The organism is Vibrio sp. 070316B (genome assembly GCF_013114115.1).
GTDB classification, from domain to species: Bacteria; Pseudomonadota; Gammaproteobacteria; order Enterobacterales; family Vibrionaceae; genus Vibrio; species Vibrio chagasii_B.
The window spans coordinates 65,547-84,015 of sequence record NZ_VTYC01000023.1; the positions used below are offsets into that span (position 1 = coordinate 65,547).

At 43.5% G+C, this 18,469-nt stretch carries 14 protein-coding genes; 11 read left to right on the plus strand and 3 right to left on the minus strand.

Annotated features, from left to right (window positions below; translation table 11 throughout):
• Positions 1–70 precede the first annotated feature (70 nt).
• Genes F0251_RS16905 through F0251_RS16920 form a run of 4 tightly spaced genes read left to right on the plus strand, consistent with a single transcriptional unit; the run spans position 71 to position 3,986 of the window.
• Complete coding sequence (locus F0251_RS16905; RefSeq protein ID WP_061032319.1) at positions 71–1,192, plus strand: HlyD family secretion protein; 1,122 nt, start codon at positions 71–73, stop codon at positions 1,190–1,192.
• Complete coding sequence (locus tag F0251_RS16910) at positions 1,182–2,201, plus strand: DUF2955 domain-containing protein (protein WP_061032320.1); 1,020 nt, start codon at positions 1,182–1,184, stop codon at positions 2,199–2,201. The genes F0251_RS16905 and F0251_RS16910 overlap by 11 nt, the downstream gene beginning before the upstream one ends.
• A 24-nt stretch (positions 2,202–2,225) precedes the next feature.
• Positions 2,226–3,326, plus strand: coding sequence for an AI-2E family transporter (locus F0251_RS16915; RefSeq protein ID WP_061032321.1), 1,101 nt, complete (start codon positions 2,226–2,228; stop codon positions 3,324–3,326).
• Positions 3,327–3,986 carry a potassium channel family protein gene (locus F0251_RS16920; protein WP_061032322.1) on the plus strand — a complete coding sequence of 220 codons (660 nt, stop codon included), beginning with the start codon at positions 3,327–3,329 and terminating at the stop codon, positions 3,984–3,986.
• Between the two features lie 70 nt (positions 3,987–4,056).
• Here the strand turns inward: F0251_RS16920 and F0251_RS16925 are convergent, their stop codons facing one another.
• A complete protein-coding gene (locus F0251_RS16925; RefSeq protein ID WP_008216319.1) occupies positions 4,057–4,596 on the minus strand; it encodes a DUF3332 domain-containing protein in 540 nt (179 codons plus the stop codon).
• A gap of 643 nt (positions 4,597–5,239) precedes the next feature.
• Here F0251_RS16925 and F0251_RS16930 point away from each other — a divergent pair.
• A complete protein-coding gene (locus F0251_RS16930) occupies positions 5,240–5,833 on the plus strand; it encodes a hypothetical protein (protein ID WP_171731441.1) in 594 nt (197 codons plus the stop codon).
• Between the two features lie 300 nt (positions 5,834–6,133).
• Here the strand turns inward: F0251_RS16930 and F0251_RS16935 are convergent, their stop codons facing one another.
• Positions 6,134–6,343 carry a hypothetical protein gene (locus F0251_RS16935; RefSeq protein WP_008216316.1) on the minus strand — a complete coding sequence of 70 codons (210 nt, stop codon included), beginning with the start codon at positions 6,341–6,343 and terminating at the stop codon, positions 6,134–6,136.
• Between the two features lie 955 nt (positions 6,344–7,298).
• On the opposite strand from F0251_RS16935, the gene F0251_RS16940 reads away from it, so the two are divergent.
• The 6 genes from F0251_RS16940 (at position 7,299) to F0251_RS16965 (ending at position 17,231) form a co-directional block, all read left to right on the plus strand.
• Positions 7,299–8,231, plus strand: a complete 933-nt coding sequence (locus F0251_RS16940; protein ID WP_171731442.1) for a siderophore ABC transporter substrate-binding protein — start codon at positions 7,299–7,301, stop codon at positions 8,229–8,231.
• Between the two features lie 97 nt (positions 8,232–8,328).
• On the plus strand, positions 8,329–9,282 hold the full coding sequence (locus F0251_RS16945; RefSeq protein ID WP_171731443.1) for an ABC transporter permease: 954 nt from the start codon (positions 8,329–8,331) through the stop codon (positions 9,280–9,282).
• Positions 9,275–10,225, plus strand: coding sequence for an iron chelate uptake ABC transporter family permease subunit (locus F0251_RS16950; protein ID WP_105058334.1), 951 nt, complete (start codon positions 9,275–9,277; stop codon positions 10,223–10,225). The genes F0251_RS16945 and F0251_RS16950 overlap by 8 nt, the downstream gene beginning before the upstream one ends.
• A 12-nt stretch (positions 10,226–10,237) precedes the next feature.
• Complete coding sequence (locus F0251_RS16955) at positions 10,238–11,002, plus strand: ABC transporter ATP-binding protein (protein ID WP_061032327.1); 765 nt, start codon at positions 10,238–10,240, stop codon at positions 11,000–11,002.
• Positions 11,003–11,278: 276 nt separating this feature from the next.
• A complete protein-coding gene (locus F0251_RS16960) occupies positions 11,279–12,304 on the plus strand; it encodes an HD-GYP domain-containing protein (RefSeq protein ID WP_105058333.1) in 1,026 nt (341 codons plus the stop codon).
• A gap of 25 nt (positions 12,305–12,329) precedes the next feature.
• Positions 12,330–17,231 carry a transporter substrate-binding domain-containing protein gene (locus tag F0251_RS16965; RefSeq protein ID WP_171731444.1) on the plus strand — a complete coding sequence of 1,634 codons (4,902 nt, stop codon included), beginning with the start codon at positions 12,330–12,332 and terminating at the stop codon, positions 17,229–17,231.
• A 72-nt stretch (positions 17,232–17,303) separates the two neighbouring features.
• On the opposite strand, the gene F0251_RS16970 is transcribed toward F0251_RS16965, so the two are convergent.
• Complete coding sequence (locus tag F0251_RS16970) at positions 17,304–18,194, minus strand: LysR family transcriptional regulator (protein WP_105058331.1); 891 nt, start codon at positions 18,192–18,194, stop codon at positions 17,304–17,306.
• Positions 18,195–18,469 lie beyond the last annotated feature (275 nt).

Here is an 18,469-nt window from a genome sequence, read left to right on the forward strand (position 1 = left end):
AGTTTTCCATGGTCAGGTTTATTTTTAAGGTATTAATTTTGTTGATTTTAGTTATTGAGAAGGGAGTCCCATGTCAGAAGTCGAAGGGAACAAGCAGGATGTAAAAGAAGAAAGCGCTCAGCCGGAACAGGGCAAAGATAAAGTGAGAAAGGTAACCAATTATCTGCTCGCTTTCGTCGCATTCACACTGTTGTTCAGCATCATTGCCGATCGAATTATTCCAATTACCGATAATGCTCGTGTTAAAGGTTACATTGTTCCTGTTAAGCCTGAGGTGTCAGGCAAAGTGTTGGACATTTTGGTTCAGCCCAATCAACTGGTTAATCAAGGTGACACGTTAGCCGTTCTCGATGACTCAGATTATCGAATTGCGGTACAGCAAGCAGAGCAGAATCTTGAAATTGCAGGGCAAAATGTCGGTGCTCAAACCGCAAGTATTGCTTCTGCACAGGCTAAGCTCACTTCTGCTTTGGTTGAGAAACAAAATACTCAGCTGCAGGCCAAGCGTATCTTGGAGATGGCAGACAAAGGTGTGGTTTCCAAATCGGATGCAGACGAAGCTCGAGCGGCTTTGGCAACAGCACGAGCTAACGTGACCAATGCTGAAGCGGATTTGGAACGTGCTAAGCAACAAATGGGTAAACAGGGTGAAGAAAACAGCCAAGTGAAAGCAGCATTATTGGCGCTTGAACAAGCTCAGTTGAACCTTGAACGTACTGTTATCAAAGCGCCAACGCAAGGCGGTGTGTCTAACTTCAGCCTATCCGAAGGTTTCTATGCTTCCGCAGGTCAGGCGATCATGACGTTTGTGTCGACGGAAGACATCTGGATCGAAGCTTACTATCGAGAAAATAGCTTAGGTAATGTCACGGTTGGTGATGAAGTGGAAGTGGCTCTGGATTTTGCTCCAGGCAAAATTGTTAAGGGCCGTGTGAGCAGTATCGATTGGGGGGTCGATTGGGGGCAAAACGATCAGGCAGGTAAGCTTGCTCAAGCGAGCCAACAAACAGGCTGGTTGCGTCAAACTCAAATGTTGCCAATTACTATCGAGTTTGAACGTGATGCGATGCAAGGTATGTTGCGTGTCGGTGGTCAGGCCGATGTCATTGTCTATAGCGGTGATAACTTTGTTTTCAACGCAATAGGTAAAGTTTGGATTCGAATTATAAGTGTATTGTCTTATGTCCGATAAGCCCGTACTCGACCAACAAACACAGCAACGGATCCTGCGGTATACCGTCGGGGTCACGTTGGCTGTCTTTTTGGCGGCATGGATCAACTGGCCACTTGCGTTCGTCGCACCGGTATTCACCGCTAAGTTTTTAATCGACAAACCTAATTTGCATAAAGAAACCGTTTACGAGCTTTTGTTGGCGGTGGTTACCACTATGGCGTTAGGTTTGTTGTTGTCTCGCGGTATTACGCATTATCCCATCCCTCTGTTGATATTGGTGGGTTTGATGATGCTGTGGGGCTATTACTTGTTTGTTGACCCTAAATGGAATCTGTTCGCTACCGTCTTATTAATTGCTGTATTGATGCTTCCATTCATGGCGATTGATAACCCAGGTGTTTCTGTGCTACTGGCATCAGGCTTGGCAACCTCGGGTGTGGTTTCAGTCATGATCTTTGCTTTGGTACATGTGTTTTTCCCTGAACCTAAGTCAGAGTTTTCCGGTTTTGCGGCAGCGCCACTTGATAAGAAGCAGCGTTGGTATGCGGCCTTTAGGGCGATGATTATCTCTTACCCTGTTGTGTGTTTTTTCTTTATTTTTCAAATCTCTGAAGCGTTACTGACAATGATGTTTATTGCATTGTTATCGTTAATGATTACGTCAGAGAAATCGATAAAGTTGAGTGCGTTTCTGGTGATCAGTAATGGTATTGGGGGCTTGTTAGCGATTGCGGCTTTCTCAATTCTTTCTATTGTTCCTAATATTGTCTTCTATTCTTTGTTTATTGGTTTGATCGCCATTCTTATGGCGACCAAGATATATACCGTTCCAGAAAAAGCGCCGATTTTCGCGACTGCATTCAGTACTTTATTAGTGCTGGTCGGGAGCACATTGATGAGCTCAGGCGATATCGACAGCAACACATTTATACGCATATTCCAATTAGTGTTGATTGGAATTTATATGATTTTGGCTTCGCTCTTCCTTGAAACTAGGAATTGGAAGTTTTTACAAAACCAGACTTAATTTTTGCCCTAACAAGGACGTCCCATGAAGTTAACCGATGATTTTTCTAAACAGGCGATTGATGCCGCAATAAAGATTGCTGCCATTGCGATGCTAGTCTATTGGTGTTTTTCAATTCTACGCCCATTCATTCTATTGGTAGTGTGGGGTGCGATTATTGCGACTGCGCTTTATCCAGTAGCGGTGGCGATTTCAAATAAAACCGGAATGTCGAAAGGTAAAGCCAGCGCATTATTGAGCTTTATTGGTGTGTTGTTGCTGTTGATTCCTTTAGTCGCTCTTTCATCAGGCATCTACACCAGTGCATCCGACTTAATGACAGGGCTTCAGGACGGAACCTTGTCTCTGCCGAAACCAAAAGAGTCCATACAAGAGATCCCATTCATCGGTGAAAAAGTGTATGCCGCCTTGGTTCATGCCTCTTCAAATATTGAGGGGGTGTTTATTAAGTATGCGGAAGAACTTAAGGTATTTGCTACTAAAGCGGCTTCGATATTAGGTTCTCTTGGCGGTGGCTTTATTCAATTCATTATCTCGACCATTATCGCTGGCGCATTTATGAGTAATGCCGACAAATGTCAAACGGGTGTAACGCACTTAGTGGCTCGCTTAACGGATGGCAAAGGTGTTGAACTGGTGCAACTGTCTAAGACAACGGTACGCAGCGTAGTTCAAGGTGTGATAGGTGTTGCTGTCATTCAGTCTATTATGTCAGCAATTGGTCTAGTCATTGCGGGCGTACCTGCTGCCGCGTTATGGGCGCTGGCGGTATTGTTAATTGCAATTATTCAACTTCCACCGATTCTGGCTCTGTTACCTGCAATTATCTACATGTTCAGCGTTGAATCAACGTTGGCTGCTAGCTTGTTCTTGGTGTGGTGTATTCTGGTGAGTGGTAGTGACGCTATCTTGAAACCTGTACTACTGAGCCGCGGTTCTCATATTCCAATGCTGGTTATTTTATTGGGTGCACTTGGCGGAATGGCGATGTCAGGAATCGTCGGTTTGTTTGTTGGTGCCGTGATTCTGAGTTTGACCTACGAGTTGATGATGGCGTGGCTTGGGCTTGAAGATAAAAACCAAGAAGAAGCTGAGGCAAAGCAAGCAGAGACCGAGGAGAAATAAATGAAGGCAGTCTCGAAAGACGACAACTTCTACTTCTTATTTTATGCACTGTTGGTGTTGTTTTTTGGTTGCGCGGTGATGCAGCAGTTTTATCCGCAAGGCCAAAAAACGATTCTATTTTTGATCATCATTACCTTAGCGGTTTCGATTGTCGGCATTCATAAAGAGCGTTCTTTGTATCGCTCCTGGTATGGGTTGTTGTTGATTACAGCGTCGGTGTCGGGTGTGTTTTCCTTCTTAGAAGGTTACAACTTGTCGATAGTGACATTATCGGCGCTAGCGGTATTTCTGTTTTCACATATTTACTCGGCTTTAAAGCAGGTAATACAAGCGAAAACCGTCACCCCCAATCACATCATAGGTTCCATTTGTATTTATTTGCTGTTGGGCTTCGCGTGGTCGACTATCTATCTGTTAATTTTAGAGATCTTCCCTAACGCATTTAATGGTTTAGAAGAACAAATTTGGCTAACGAACTTGTTTAATGCGATGTATTTCAGCTTTATCACTTTGACAACGGTAGGGTATGGAGACATTTCACCCGCTTTACCGATCGCTCAATTTTTTGTGTTTATGGAATCGATAATTGGTAGTTTTTACCTAGCTATTATGGTGGCAAGTTTAGTCAGTATTCGGCTGGCCCAGTCCCAATCAGATTAGAGCGTGTATAAAAAAGCCCGGTAATTGCTTAGCAATGCCGGGCTTTTTACTGCTTCTCAGAGATCAAACCTTATGATGCAGTCGCTTGTATTTTCTCTAATTCAGCAATAGTGGTTTGCGATACTAGCTGGCCGTCCATGTAGTAAGTCACGTTTTGACCCTCTTTGATACCAGTAAGTGTTGCGGTCTCACCACTGTTGTAAACGATGTCCATTTGGATAGTATTTTCATCGATCTTAATCATCTCACCAGTTTCAATCGTGCGGTTGTTTGAGATTGGACCTACAGGCGCTTCTTTGAGGCTTGGGTCCAGGTCATCGTTAACCTTGAAGTGAGTGTCTGTTTTGGTGTCAAATACGTGTGGTGCGCCACTGATAGGGTTTTTGCCTGTCCAGAATTCAAGAGAGTTGAATACCACATAATCGGCTGCTGTCGTAATACCGTACACAGGCGCTAATAGGAAGTTCACACCTGCACGAGCATAGCGGTTATCGACAACTTCAACGTTAAATTTCATCACTTTCCCTGTTACGGCGTTACTGCCGATACAACCAGTTAGCGCAGAAGCCAAAACCGTTAGTCCTACAATTTTAAGTGCAATCTTTTTCATTTTAGTACCTGTATAAGTTAGAAGTCTGTTTCGTTGGAACAGGTGTAGTATGGTTTTTATTCGAAGAACAGTTTTACCATTTAACGCCATCGATGATAAAAGTGCTTATAAACTAGACATATAAAAATGAGCTAAAAATCTAGACATAAAAAAAGCGCGACCTAAAAGGGCGCGCTTGATGTTTGGAAAGGAAGCATTGAGATAATAACTATCGTTACTTCATGACATAGTTGTAAGTCTTCACTATAAGCCAGCGGAAAAATCGTAATAAAAGGGTGGTAGCTTTAAAGACAAACTTGGCAATTGAGACCGTTGCTTCGCAAGCAATGTTTACGCACTTGTGTAAATCGGATTCTTTGTACTCTGAATAGGTCATGGTTTTTCTCTCATTTCTCGCTGTTGTTATGCTAGGTAAGTAACGACGCTCCTGTCTGGCTGTCTCCCCTAAGTGCGTAATGTACAAATATTCGCCAGAGCAAACTTACCATTTAATGCCATTTAGCTTAAAAATAAACCAAGTTAACGAGGGGCAAGGGAATTTAAGCGCACAACTCGGTTAACCCTGTGAAGTAACCGAAAAATCGCTGCCAATAATGGTATGATCGAGAGATAGCACCATGAGTTTGAAAGAAAAGGAAAGAGAATGACCCACCTTACAGAACAGCAAGAAGCTGCAATGGCGATGTTTAAGGAAAACTTACACCTTCCAAATGGTGGTTTTCATAAACTGATTATCGAGCTAAGTAAGGAATTTCAGTTGCCTTTTCAAAAGGTGCGTACTGTTTTAAAAAACGCCCAGAAAGATATTGAACGCCAAATTCGTGAAGATTTTTCAAACGTTGATGAGGGTGTGATTAGCCAAGCTAATTGGGTGAATATCATTCGCTTAAATCTGGTTGAGTTAGCTGAAGACAATCAAAGCGTGATAGAAAAGCTCAAGTTAAACCCTAAATATCAAAAGGTATTGGAAGCGACCAAGACTTCTATCGCAAGTGAAGATGAGCGTGATGAGTTGATTGAGGAGTTGATGCAGGCCTATGAGAAAGAGGTATTCAAACCTTTATTGGCTATGCTGCACACTACGAAGCTTTACTGGAAGTTAATGCTGGTAGATGAAACATGTAAGATGACTGAAGAAAATCGCGAAAAGTTCAGTGATTACCCTCAACACATGCAAGCTGCAGAACATCTATATAGTCTTGATCAAAAGTTAAGGTCTATGCCGTTAACTCAATGATAATGTGTCATTGATGATTCAAGGTTCGGTATTAATTGATTTCAAGAAGAGCGAGTTGAAATAGAAGTTGGTTTCATCAGAAGCGTCCATTTAACGTAACGCTTTCCAATTCTACGCTTTCAATACAAGCGTCTATCCAATGAAAACACGATAACCTAGCTAGCGTAAGCCGCGAGTGAAATGCAAAAGGGCTAGGTTTCTATTTTGTTCCAGTTCTACTCTATTTTGTTCTGCTAGAGCGAATTGAGGGTGATATCTGTGGGACTAACTGTGTTTCTTTCTATTGCCTGAGGGGAAAAGCTATAGGAGTGTGAAATGTCCTAGGGTGTTTCCGTTGCGCGAAACGATAGTTCCGATGCTGTCTCTTTCGTTAAATTCAAAGTCGATGAGATAACTGTTGTGTTGTAGCTTGGGCAATATGTGGCGGTGGAGTATATCGCTATTGAGCTGTCGAATCTCGGCGACCCATGAAAGTTGTTCTTTGTGTAAGTCTATTTTGATCTTGAGCATTTATTACCTTTTAGTTTATTGACTGATTTATCGCGTGATAGTTGGTACCAATGGATTTGTCGTGTTGTTCTTCGTGACATAACTTTGCCTTGTGTTTATTACATTTGTATTTAAGTGAACGATCTAATCTGGATTCGCATATAAGAAAGCGAACGACGATAGATCGAGAATTAGGATCGAATTAAAAAGCTATTGAATGACTATCTAGGTGAAAGCTGACGCAGAGATGGTGTAACGAGGTATCGAGAACTGTCTTTGTGGAACTTGGACTTACTTTAGCATTAACAGCTCTATAGATTAGAGCCAGGTGAAGGACTATACGCCTAGTTTTTTAAATTACAACCCTATTTGTAATTAAATTTGAAAATAATTTTGATTGAAATATCACCGTTATTTAGCAGGAAAGAGAGGAATGAGTAGGGACTTACTTTTTCTTTAGCGGTGTCACTGCCTGTGCTTTTTAAAGATAAGCTCTTCACAAGCGCTTTCTGTCTTCTTATTTTGTCACTTGCAATTAACTTGCTGTTATATAGAAGTTTTACATTGTAAATTTCTCTCCTTGTTCAAGGCTTAAGGCGCGTATGTTGTGACTCATAGTGATATCACTCGTTGAAATTTTCAGCCTTATCTACTTATCTTCCATTCTTTCCTCAATGTGATTGCTATTTATCCTTTCTGTTCTTCAATGCTGTACAGCTATGTTCTTTTTGGATAGTCGCTTAGCAAAATATGAATAATCACTTTTACGTTTCTGAATAACAAAGTTGTTGTGTACCTAAATAACTGCAAATATAATTGATAATAATTCTCACTTGCGTTACAAGTTTGTTGTCAAAACAATGACAGACTTTAAATTATAGTTATCTAGCAGTTGTGTACGCCCCAGGCTCACCTATGAGTATTCTGACTTTCATTGTCATGAGTGGTGGTTTGTCTCAATGGCAAAGGAAGAAACATGAAGAAAACAATCAAATCAGTTCGCCAGTTAGTGAGCGGGCTTGCCATCGTTCTTGCATCATCGCTGATGACCGCTCATGCGGAAACCGTGACTATCGAACACGTAAAGGGCACCGCGCAGTTTACTGAAGTACCACAACGAGTTGTTGTTCTTGGTTTTGGTAGCTTGGATGTACTTGATAAAATTGGCGTAAAGCCAGTCGGTGCACCTCACAGCCTAATGCCTGATTACCTTGAGTCATACAAAGAAACAACGAAAAACACGGGCTCGTTAAGCGAACCTGATTTTGAAGCTATCTACATGTTGAAGCCAGACGTAATCATTGCGGAAAACCGCATGCTTAAGGTTTACGACAAGTTAGCTCAAATTGCTCCGACGATCATGTTCTCTATTGAAGGTGATAAGTACTGGGCTGATGCTCAACAAAATTGGCGTTCACTGGGTGAGTTATTTGGTAAGCAGGCTGAAGTGGAAGCTATCATCAAAGAGACTCAAGGCTCAATTACTGCTGTGAATGACAAAGTAACCTTGGGTGAAACGACGGCGATGATGCTAATGAACGACGGTAACAATATTGCGATGTTCAACAAAGGCAGCCGCTTCTCTATCATCTTTGATGATTTTGGTTACGTTGAGTCAAAGAGTGCGACAGTCGCACCAATCAAAGGCACGCACGGTAACCTTATCTCTTTTGAGTACATTGCGGATGCAAAACCTGAAGTGCTTTACATCCTAGATCGTGAAAAAGCGATTGGCCGCTCTGAAGGTCGTGCACCTCAACTGTTTGACAACCCATTAGTTGCGGCGACTCCAGCAGCACAGCAAGGCAACATCGTTTACCTTGATTCAAGTGCATGGTACCTAGCAGGTGGTGGTGTAACAGCAATCCACAGAATGTTGGGTGACATTGAACGTACCATTCAACAGTAAATTTTAATGAGTTTTTCGGGCTTATAAGAAACGTTCTTATAAGCCCTTTTTCACTTTTTATACGGGCTACCCGAGACCTACCTTTAGTATTATTTCTATGTTGAAACCCATTGCAGCTGCTGTATTTCTTGTCGTGTTATGCGTTGCGTCATTGATGATAGGGGTCGCTGAAATCAGTTTTAGTGACTTCTTTAACGGCAACCAACACGCCAACTCTATTTATATCGTGAGTCGAATCCCTCGTTTGCTTGCCATTGTGCTCGCAGGCGCTGGTCTAAGTGTCTCTGGCTTAATCATGCAGCAGATTGTGCAGAATAAGTTCGCAGCACCGTCTACGATGGGCACGATTGACTGTGCCATGTTGGGCTACATCGTTGGTATTCTGGTGTTAGGTAGTGCAGCTCAATGGAGCTACCTGGGTTTCATCTTCGCGTTTGCAGTGTTTGGCACCATGTTGTTGGTTCGCTTCTTACAGCACCTTAAGTTCAAGAATGCGGTGCTAGTGCCTTTGATTGGCATCATGTATGGCAACGTGGTTTCAGCACTGACAACGTTTATTGCTTACAAGTACGACCTAGTACAAACCATGTCTGCTTGGACTATGGCGAACTTCGCGAGCGTATTACAGGGAAGTTATGAAATTCTGTACCTTGCCGTCCCGGCTTGTATGTTGGCTTACTATTTCGCAAGTCAGTTCAGCGCGGCGAGTATTGGTGAGAGCTTTGCAAAGAATATCGGCTTGAACTACCAGAAGATCGTGTTCATTGGTGTTGCTTTGGTGGCGATATGCGCGTCTTCAGTGGTGATGATCGTTGGCGTCATTCCTTTCCTTGGTCTTATCGTGCCAAACATTGTATCGCTGATGATGGGTGACAACATGAAGCGAATCCTGCCTTGGACAGCATACTGGGGCGTGATCTTGGTGCTGGCTTGTGACTTGTTAGCTCGAATTGTCATCTTCCCTTATGAGATTCCAATCTCTATGGTCATCAGCATCTTCGGTGGCTTGATTTTTATTTACCTAATCATGAGAGACAAGTCGAATGCGTGATTCAATAAAAATCGCGATTCTGGCTATCGCGTCTTTGGGTATGACGGCTATTTTTGTAGGACAGGGGCTAACCTGGGATAACTACGAATTTTTCTTGTCGCTACGAATGCCTAAGTTGTTGTCCATCGTACTGGCGGCTGTGGCGATTTCTGCATCGTCACTGGTCTTCCAAACCATTACCAACAACCGGATTCTCACCCCTTCAATCTTGGGCTTTGATAGTTTGTACATGTTGGTTCAAACGTCGTTGTTATTTGTATTTGGAGGCACGAGCTTTTGGGTGATTGATTCCATTGCAAACTTCGGCCTATCTGTATCTGTGATGATCTTGTTCTCGTTTGCTCTGTTCCATTTTTACTTTAAGAGCAAGCGTAACAACGTATTTACCCTGCTGCTGATCGGTATTGTTTGTGGCAGCGTGTTCTCGAGCCTATCGAACTTCTTAGCGATGCTAATTGATCCGAACGAGTTTGCAGTGCTGCAGAACGTCATGTTTGCCAGTTTCAACAATGTGAAAAGCGAGCTGGTTTACCTGAGTATTCTTCCGTTAGGTTTGTGTTTGCTTGGGCTTTGGGTGTTAGCTCCAAAGTTGGATGTTCTGTGGTTGGGCGTCGATAACGCGACAAGTTTAGGTGTAAATACCAAGCGACTAACTCAGATGATTTTGGTGATCGTATCAGTGATGGTCGCGGTATCGACTGCTTTGGTTGGCCCCGTGCTTTTCTTCGGCTTAATCACGGTCAGCCTAGCGCGCCAGATATTTAGCTCGTATCAACACCGTGTACTTATTCTTGCAAGTAGCTTATTAGCGGTGGTTCTACTCGTGTCTGGCCAATGGTTCATTGAAAAAGTGATGGCGTTTGAAACCACAGTCAGTGTGATCATTAACTTGGTCGGCGGTTTGTATTTTATGTTCTTGTTGTTGCGCACCAGAATTCAGTAAAGGTAGTAAGTAGTGATTAAATTAACAGGTTTAAGTAAGAAGTATGGCAAGTCACTGGTTGTGGACGATGCCAGCGCTATGTTCCCAAAAGGGGAAGTGACTTCTATTATTGGCCCAAACGGTGCGGGTAAAAGTACGCTGCTTTCAATGGCCAGCCGCCTAACAGAGAGTGATGCCGGTGAAGTGCTAATTGGCGATAAGCTGCTTGCTGAGTGGGATACCAAAGAGCTAGCAAAGCACCTGGCGGTACTCAGACAGTCAAACAACATCAATATGCGATTTACGATTCGTGAATTGGTTTGCTTTGGCCGTTTCCCGCACTCGCAAGGTCGCTTGAAAGACGAAGACAACAAGATTGTTGATACAGCTCTAGAGCATTTAGGTATTACTGATATTCAAAACAAATACCTTGATGAGCTCAGTGGTGGTCAGCGTCAAATGGCATTTATTGCTATGGTTGTCGCACAAGACACCGACTATGTCTTCTTAGATGAGCCCCTTAACAACCTTGATATTAAGCACTCTGTTGAAATCATGCAGACGCTGCGTCGTTTGGCGCATGAGTTCAATAAAGCGATCGTTATTGTGATTCACGACATCAACTTTGCTTCTTGCTATTCAGACAACATCGTAGCGATGAAAAAAGGCCAAGTAGTGAAATCTGGTAAGGTTTCTGAGGTGGTAGAAAAGTCAGTAATGGAATCGATTTACGAGATTCCATTTGAGATTCGTGAGTTTGATGGTGTCCGAGTCTGTATGTACTACTCTGGTCGTTAGTCAACTACCCTTTGATCCAAAGAAAGAGCTCCCATATGAGGCGCTCTTTTTTTAGGTAATCAACCTTAGTTGCAAGGTTGTATTTATGATTTCTCTTTTATTTATAACCACTTAATCGACGTAATATTGACAGGTTTCTACATCGAAAGTGATAGTTTGATGTCACTCGAAGATCTGCTCTTCATTTTTCAAAATCATTTGCCATTTTTTGTGCCTTGCATTCCAAAAACGTCCTACACTTGGGTTATAACTGTTTGATTTTTATACGAGGTATCAATGAGTCGTAAACCAATAGTGCTAGTCGTGGATGACACCCCAAGTAACTTGGATGTGTTAACGGCAATACTCAAAGATACCTACCAAGTTAAGGTAGCTATTAACGGAACCATTGGTATTAAAATTGCCAAAATGGTCCCTCAGCCAGACCTGATTCTTCTCGATATCATGATGCCCGATATTGACGGCTATGAAGTGTGTCGACAACTAAAAGCACAGCCGAATACCGCGCATATTCCCATTATATTTGTGACCGCCAAAATAGACCCTGAAGCCGAAGTGAAAGGGCTATCTTTAGGCGCTGTTGATTACCTTACTAAGCCGATCACACCTGAGATCGCGCTGCAACGTGTGAAGACTCATATTGCTTTGTATGACCAACAGCGAGCGCTATTTAGCCAAGTGAAAGAGAAAACCCAAGAGATCAATCTTGGTAAGTTAGAGACTCTGAATATTTTGGGTAGGGCGGCTGAATTCAAAGACAATGAAACGGGCATGCACGTTATGCGTATGAGCCACTATTGTGAAATATTGGCGAAGGCACTGGGTATGACAGACGAAGATGCCGAGACCCTACGAGACGCAGCGCCGATGCACGACATCGGTAAGATTGGTATCCCCGACAGCGTGCTGCTCAAGCCAGGTAAGTTGGATGCTGGCGAATGGGCAATCATGCAAAAGCACGTCGAATACGGTGTTGAGATACTCGGCAGGCAAAGTGACTCTAAATTGATGCGAATGGCTATTCAAGTCGCGCAGTATCACCATGAAAAGTGGGATGGCAGCGGCTACCCAAATCAAATAGCAGGCGAGGAGATCCCTCTGGTAGGGCGCATCGCAGCGGTAGCGGATGTGTTTGATGCCCTGACAGCAGAGAGACCGTATAAAAAAGCTTGGAGCGTAGATGAAGCGCTGGCCTTGTTTGAAGAGCAAAAGGGCAAACATTTCGATCCTAGAATCGTTGAATTGCTGTTTGAAAATCTACCTAAGATCTTAGCGATTAAAGAAAAATTCAAAGATGAGTAATCTCTCCAATAGATGTCGTGTTTTTATGTCGAGGCTAAAAAGTTCAGCAATTTCATTCTCGGTGCGGTTGCTGTCCGGGCTGTTGTTCATTGGCAGTGCGTATGCTTCTGAAGTAAGCGATGCTGAGCTAGACCTATGGTTAGACAACAAACAACCGGTGACTTTCATTGCCCTTACTAACCATTACCCATACTCCTTCCTTGACGACAATGGGAAGGTGTCGGGCATTATTAAAGATTGGACAGAGGATCTTGAAGAGCGGTTTGGCGTTCATGTGAGGTTTATAAGCGTCAGCTCGCGCAGTGAAGCCAAAGCTGCACTGCTTGATGGACGAGGTGATGTTTTTCCTTTCCAACAATTTGATCCAAGTGATGGAGGGCGCTTTCTTTCGAGTGACCCGTATATCCCTTATCAGGTTGCGGTGATTGTCCCTATTGATAATAAACTTACCACGAGTTTGGACCAAAACCGTAAGCGCCGAATTGCTATGGTTAATGAAAACATTGACTTAAAAAAAGCGGGTGTTCAATTAAGTTCTATCGAGCGCGTCGATTTTAACAACGTTATCGATGCGGTCAGGGCGTTAGGAGAAGGTCAAGTTGAAGGGATTGTAGCTGAACCTATCACCACTATGGATCTTGCAAAGAAGGTGGGCGTTCATGACTTAGCAGTCAACTACGTGTTAGAGCATTGGAAAAGAATTAAGGCCACTATGGTGGTTCGTAGCGGCGATGTAGAACTCCTAACCTTACTCAATAAACAGATACATTCTTTTGATGTTCACAAAGAGAACCAAATTTTATCTAAGTGGTTAGATATCTCGCCTTATCGTGTGCCACTCAAAGGCGTGTTTGGCTTTGGCAACCCTCCTTACATGTATCCAGATAGCACCGCTGTTGGCTTGGAGCACGACATTATACAGCGCGCATTGAATGATATGGGCCATAAGCTTGGTGACGTTGTCACTTTGCCGCCGAGTGCCGCGAGGAAGGCCATTGATAATAATAACTCGATCTCTTTTGTCTCAGGCGTTCAGGCTGACGATCCGGATGCCCACTTTTTAAGTGATAGTGTTATTAACGTTGAATTCGTCCCTGTGTCGCTGGCAAGGCGCCAACTCAATCTTAAATCTCAGAAAGGCTTGTCTCTAGGGGCGCTGCTATTTGATGACACCTCACCGATAAAAAACTCGATAGAGATGCTTTCTAAGGAAGTTGATATCGAACGAGTTGAAGATATCGGTACGTTAGAGTCGGCATTCGCACAGTTAAGAGCTCAGAGCGTAGATGTCTTAATGGTCGAGAGGCGAGTACTGGAGTGGTTTATTACTAATACTCGCTTTATTGAAATGTCAGAGCTTCGATTACACGATGACTACCGAGTGGAGTATCCAATCTATGTCGATTTTAAGAGTGAAGAACTGAGAGACCGATTTAACGCTGCGGTGGCCAACCTTAAGCAAGTCGATGATGGTTTAAACCAAATCATTGAGACTCATATCCAGAGTGACCTAAGCCAGGTTCTGAAGAAAGCGAGTATTATTGCTCAAATCTCGGCTTATTTTATCGTAAATGACCGCTTTGACGACCTGTCTGAGCTCTTTGAAGTATTTGATACAGACAGTTCATTTCAGGTGATCACAGCCCAAGCAGACAACAATAATCGCCCAATTAAAGCCTGGTACATAGGCAACCTAGTTGATGATTTTGGAGAGAAGCGCAATACCTCCCATTTTGCATCAGTGACCAAAGTCGCCAGCTACCGCACGAAAGGTGGTATTACTAATTCGGGCTCCATGACCTTTTACTTTGACACTCGATCTCAACAGCGAAACCATATTTACTTCCCAGATATAGAGCAGTTTAATTCGTTTGGTGAACCCGCTAAGCGGTATATTGCAGAGATATATCAAGCAAATAACTTAACGGGAGAGATCTTAAATTTAAGTGAAGATGAGAGGGAGTGGCTTAAAAATAATCCAACGGTGCGAATCGGTATCGATCCTAATTCACTCCCGTATGAGGCTGTTTCTAGTACTGGCGAGTACATCGGTATGATTGATGATTACCTGGAACTCATCGCGCAGAAAACAGGCTTGAACATTGAACATGTTGATGTGGCGAATTGGTCAGAGACTCGAAGTTTAGTCGATCATCAAGAAGTGGAACTTGTCTCTGCGGCGCAAGAAAATCGCTCCTTGGGCGAGAATGTCAAAGCGGTAAACAGCCTCTTCTCAAGCCGTTTAGCTATAGCCTCAAGGCGAGAGGTGAGCAGCTTAGTGCTCGATGAAGCGACAGGATGGAAAATCGGTATTTTAAGAAATGCAGCGAATACTGAGGCGATAGTAGAGAAGTATCCAAACGTCGAGTGGGTATTTGTTGACTCGACCGCTGAGGGGTTGAACTTGCTCGATGATCAAAGCTTAGACGGAATGATCGATACGGTTGATGTCTTAAACTATTTGATTGATTCATTTGGACACCGAGATATTGGGATTATCGGCCGACTCGACTTTTTCCTGTCACCGACCTTACATGTGATCAAATCTGAACCTCTTCTATTTTCTATTTTGAATAAAGCTATTGATAAGATCTCTGCAGAAGAGCATCAAAAGATATCAGCGAAGTGGGCGGCACCAAAAGCGATAGAAAGAGTTGACTATCATCTGGTTTACACCATCTCCGCTTTTTCGTTAGTGATTCTTTTGCTGATTGTCTTCTGGAACCGAAAACTCGCTAAGCAGATTAGCATAGCCAATCAAGCAACAGAGGCACTCAAAAAGGCGCAAGACCAGCTCTATAGCATGTTAAATAGTTCTCCAATCGCAGCCGCTGTGGTTTTTGAGGAGCAGGTTCGTTATGCCAATGACACTGCAAAACGCTTGTTTGGCGTTGAAAATAAGGAACTCTCGTCTATCGATGTAGTTGCTATTCATGATTCTCTCGAGGTTCGTGATGACATTCATAAAGAGCTCAAGCTGAACGGAAAAGTCGTTAACAAAGAGTTAGTGCTTAGAAAGTCAGACGGCACTCGTTTTGTCGCACTAGTAAGCTACTACTTGTTTGAGCTTGATGGTGAAATCGCAACGCTATTTTGGGCATTCGATATTTCTGAAATGAAACGTCTAAATGAGCAATTGGCTGAAGAGAAAGAGAGAGCAAACCTCGCAAGTCAGGCTAAATCAGAGTTTTTGGCGAACATGAGCCACGAAATTAGAACGCCAATGAACGCAATTATTGGCTTGTCTTATCTAGCGATTGGGGAGATCACTAACCCTACAGCCCGCAACTATATCGAAAAAGTGCACCGCTCTGGGCACTCTCTGTTAAGCATCATCAACGATATTTTAGACTTGTCTAAGATAGAAGCGGGTCAGTTGTTTATCGATAATATTCCATTTAATGCACTAACGACATTTCAAGACGTGATTGAGTTGATGGAATCGAAAGCCGCTGAAAAGCAGCTCAACTTGTCGATGTCGGTTGACCCAGAACTGGATACCCCTCTTATGGGGGACCCACTCAGATTATTCCAAGTGATACTTAACCTGATAGGTAATGCGATTAAGTTTACCGAAAAAGGCAGCGTCACGTTAACCGTCGATGTAATGGAATCGAATGATAACAACTTGACCATGAGAGTCAGCGTTGTGGATACCGGTATTGGGATCTCTGATGAGAACCTCCACAAACTATTTCAAGCGTTTAGCCAAGCAGACACAACAACAACGCGCAGGTTTGGTGGCACAGGGTTAGGGCTCAATATTAGCCAGAAGCTTGTTAACGCGATGGGTAGCCAAATTACGGTTGAGAGTGAGTTTGGGCAAGGCAGTGAGTTTTCTTTTATTGTGACACTTGCAAGGTCGACGGATGAAGAACTCGCGAAGTTTAAAGCTCAAGAATTGCAATTGGATTATCAGATAGAGTTTAAAGGTCAGAAGATACTGCTAGTGGAAGATAATGAGCTAAACCAAGATCTTGCGTTAGCCTTTTTTAGTCGCTCTAAGTTAGACGCCGACCTTGCTGAAAACGGCAAAGAAGCACTGGCATTAGCCAAGCACAACGACTACGAAATGATCTTTATGGATCTACAGATGCCAATCATGGATGGGTTTGAGGCCACAAGGCTGATTCGTGAATTTAATACCACAGTGCCTATTATTGCGATGTCGGCAAACGTGTTTAGTGATGCAAAACAAAGAGCGAGGGACGCAGGCGTAACGGACTTCTTGGATAAGCCGATCATTATTGATAAAGCGACGTCTTTGATCTCAAAGTATATCGTTCCAGAGGTATTGACTGAGGGGCAAGCATCTGCGCCTAAATTAGTTGATGAATCAGTTTCTGACAACTCTGGCTTGCCTATTTTCTCACAAGCTCGATTTGACCAGCTCACTAATAACGATACATCCTTGCAAAATAAGGTGTTGGATAGGTTCTGCCAAGGGGCGCCATCGATGCTGTCTGATGCGTTCGATAATCTAGCGCAAGAAGAGTGGGTGACGTTAGAGCGGAATCTACACACCCTAAAAAGTATGGCGGCTTCAATTGGCGGGCAGAGGCTCGCTGAATTACTCAGTGACTTAGAAAGTCGAGCTCACAATAGGACATGCGTGGAGCAAGATCTTAAGCATGGCGAAATTGGCTTAACGGGGTTAATTGAAGCGGTCGAGCGCGATTTTGGCAAACCATGCGCAACTACAGCAGATAGAGGTTCAGATGATACTTCGGACTGTTCTGAGGCTGCTCCTGAGCAAATCGCTAAGCTGCTATCTCTTCTTGAGGCTTACGATAACGATGCGACTCAATACGTTTCGGAGTTACTCATTGAACACCCTGACTCGAGTGCTTTAAAAGAGGTGCTGAGATTGCTAGAGAGTTACGATTTTGAAGGTGCCACTGAGGTGCTCAGCGCTTCACAGCCATAGAACCAAAGCCTTTTGCTAGTATTCAAAGCCTTTAACTATCGTGGTTAAAGGCTTTTTTATCTGTGCACTAACCTAATTGCTGACATTGTGTTTGATTAAATTAATCACGGTGTTGTATCGATGAGGGAGCTTGCGGTTTCGCTTTTGGACTAAGTACAGCGTTTCCTCAACTTCTACTTTTGGCGGGACGACGTGCAACTTATCTCTTTCAGCAAAATGTTCAACGGCACCAGCTGGCAACACGGTAAACCCTAATCCCTTGGATACGGGCAGCAGTATCTGATGAAGTTGGTTGATGTAGCCTGATTTCGGAATCTCATTAATGTTGATGTTCGCGAGCTCTTTATCACCACACAGGTCGAAGTACAAAGAGAGGTAATGCGCAGAATCTGGGTGAGCAATCAGGCCAATCTCATGCAGCGTTTGTGGCGTTATCTCAAGGTCGGCATGACTGTGGTGCACGATAAGACACAAGGCTTCTTTGCCGATAACTTGGCTTTGGTAATAGCTGTCGTTCGGTGAGTGTCTCACGATACCGACATCAGTCGTGCCTTGCAGCAGGTCATTTAATATCTTCTTGTTCGGCGCTGCTTCTAGATTGATGCTTAGATCTGGGTGTTGCTGCTGCAGTTCAAGAAGCTTGGGGTATAAGCGTAGGGAAAGCGAGCCTGAACAGGATAGGTGACATTGCCCGGAGTAAGGGTTATCAAAACTAAGTGATTCGAAAAGGTCTTCTTGGTCTTTCTCTAGTTTGAGTGCATAGCGATACATAATCCGACCTTGCTCGGTCAGCTCGAAGCTCTTATTTTCTCGAGAGAGTAGTTCGCAGTCACATGCTTGCTCAAGTTTTTTGATGTGTTGGCTAACACCTGGTTGAGTCATGTACAACTTTTCAGCCGTTTGGGTGAAATGGCCGACTTCTACCAGAGTCTTAAATGTGTTGAGCCAAAGTGGATTAATCATACTCGCCTCTTAATGCCGAAGTTTTTTGAAACAGTGCTAGGGCGTGTTGGTCTTTCGTGGTTAAATTTTGTTCGAGATAAAAGCGTTTTAATCGCGGCGAGGGAGAAGTAGCCTAGTCATTCTAAGCAAATCTCCCTCAACAAAGAGTAAAACGCTTTTGGCCGAACCCTACGGGCAGCGTTTGCTGGTCATTTCTACTGCGTTATCGGCTTCTCATGTAGGCTAGCTACACATCAAAGCCTCTGCCTTGTATAAATACCCAGCAACTCGCTGCA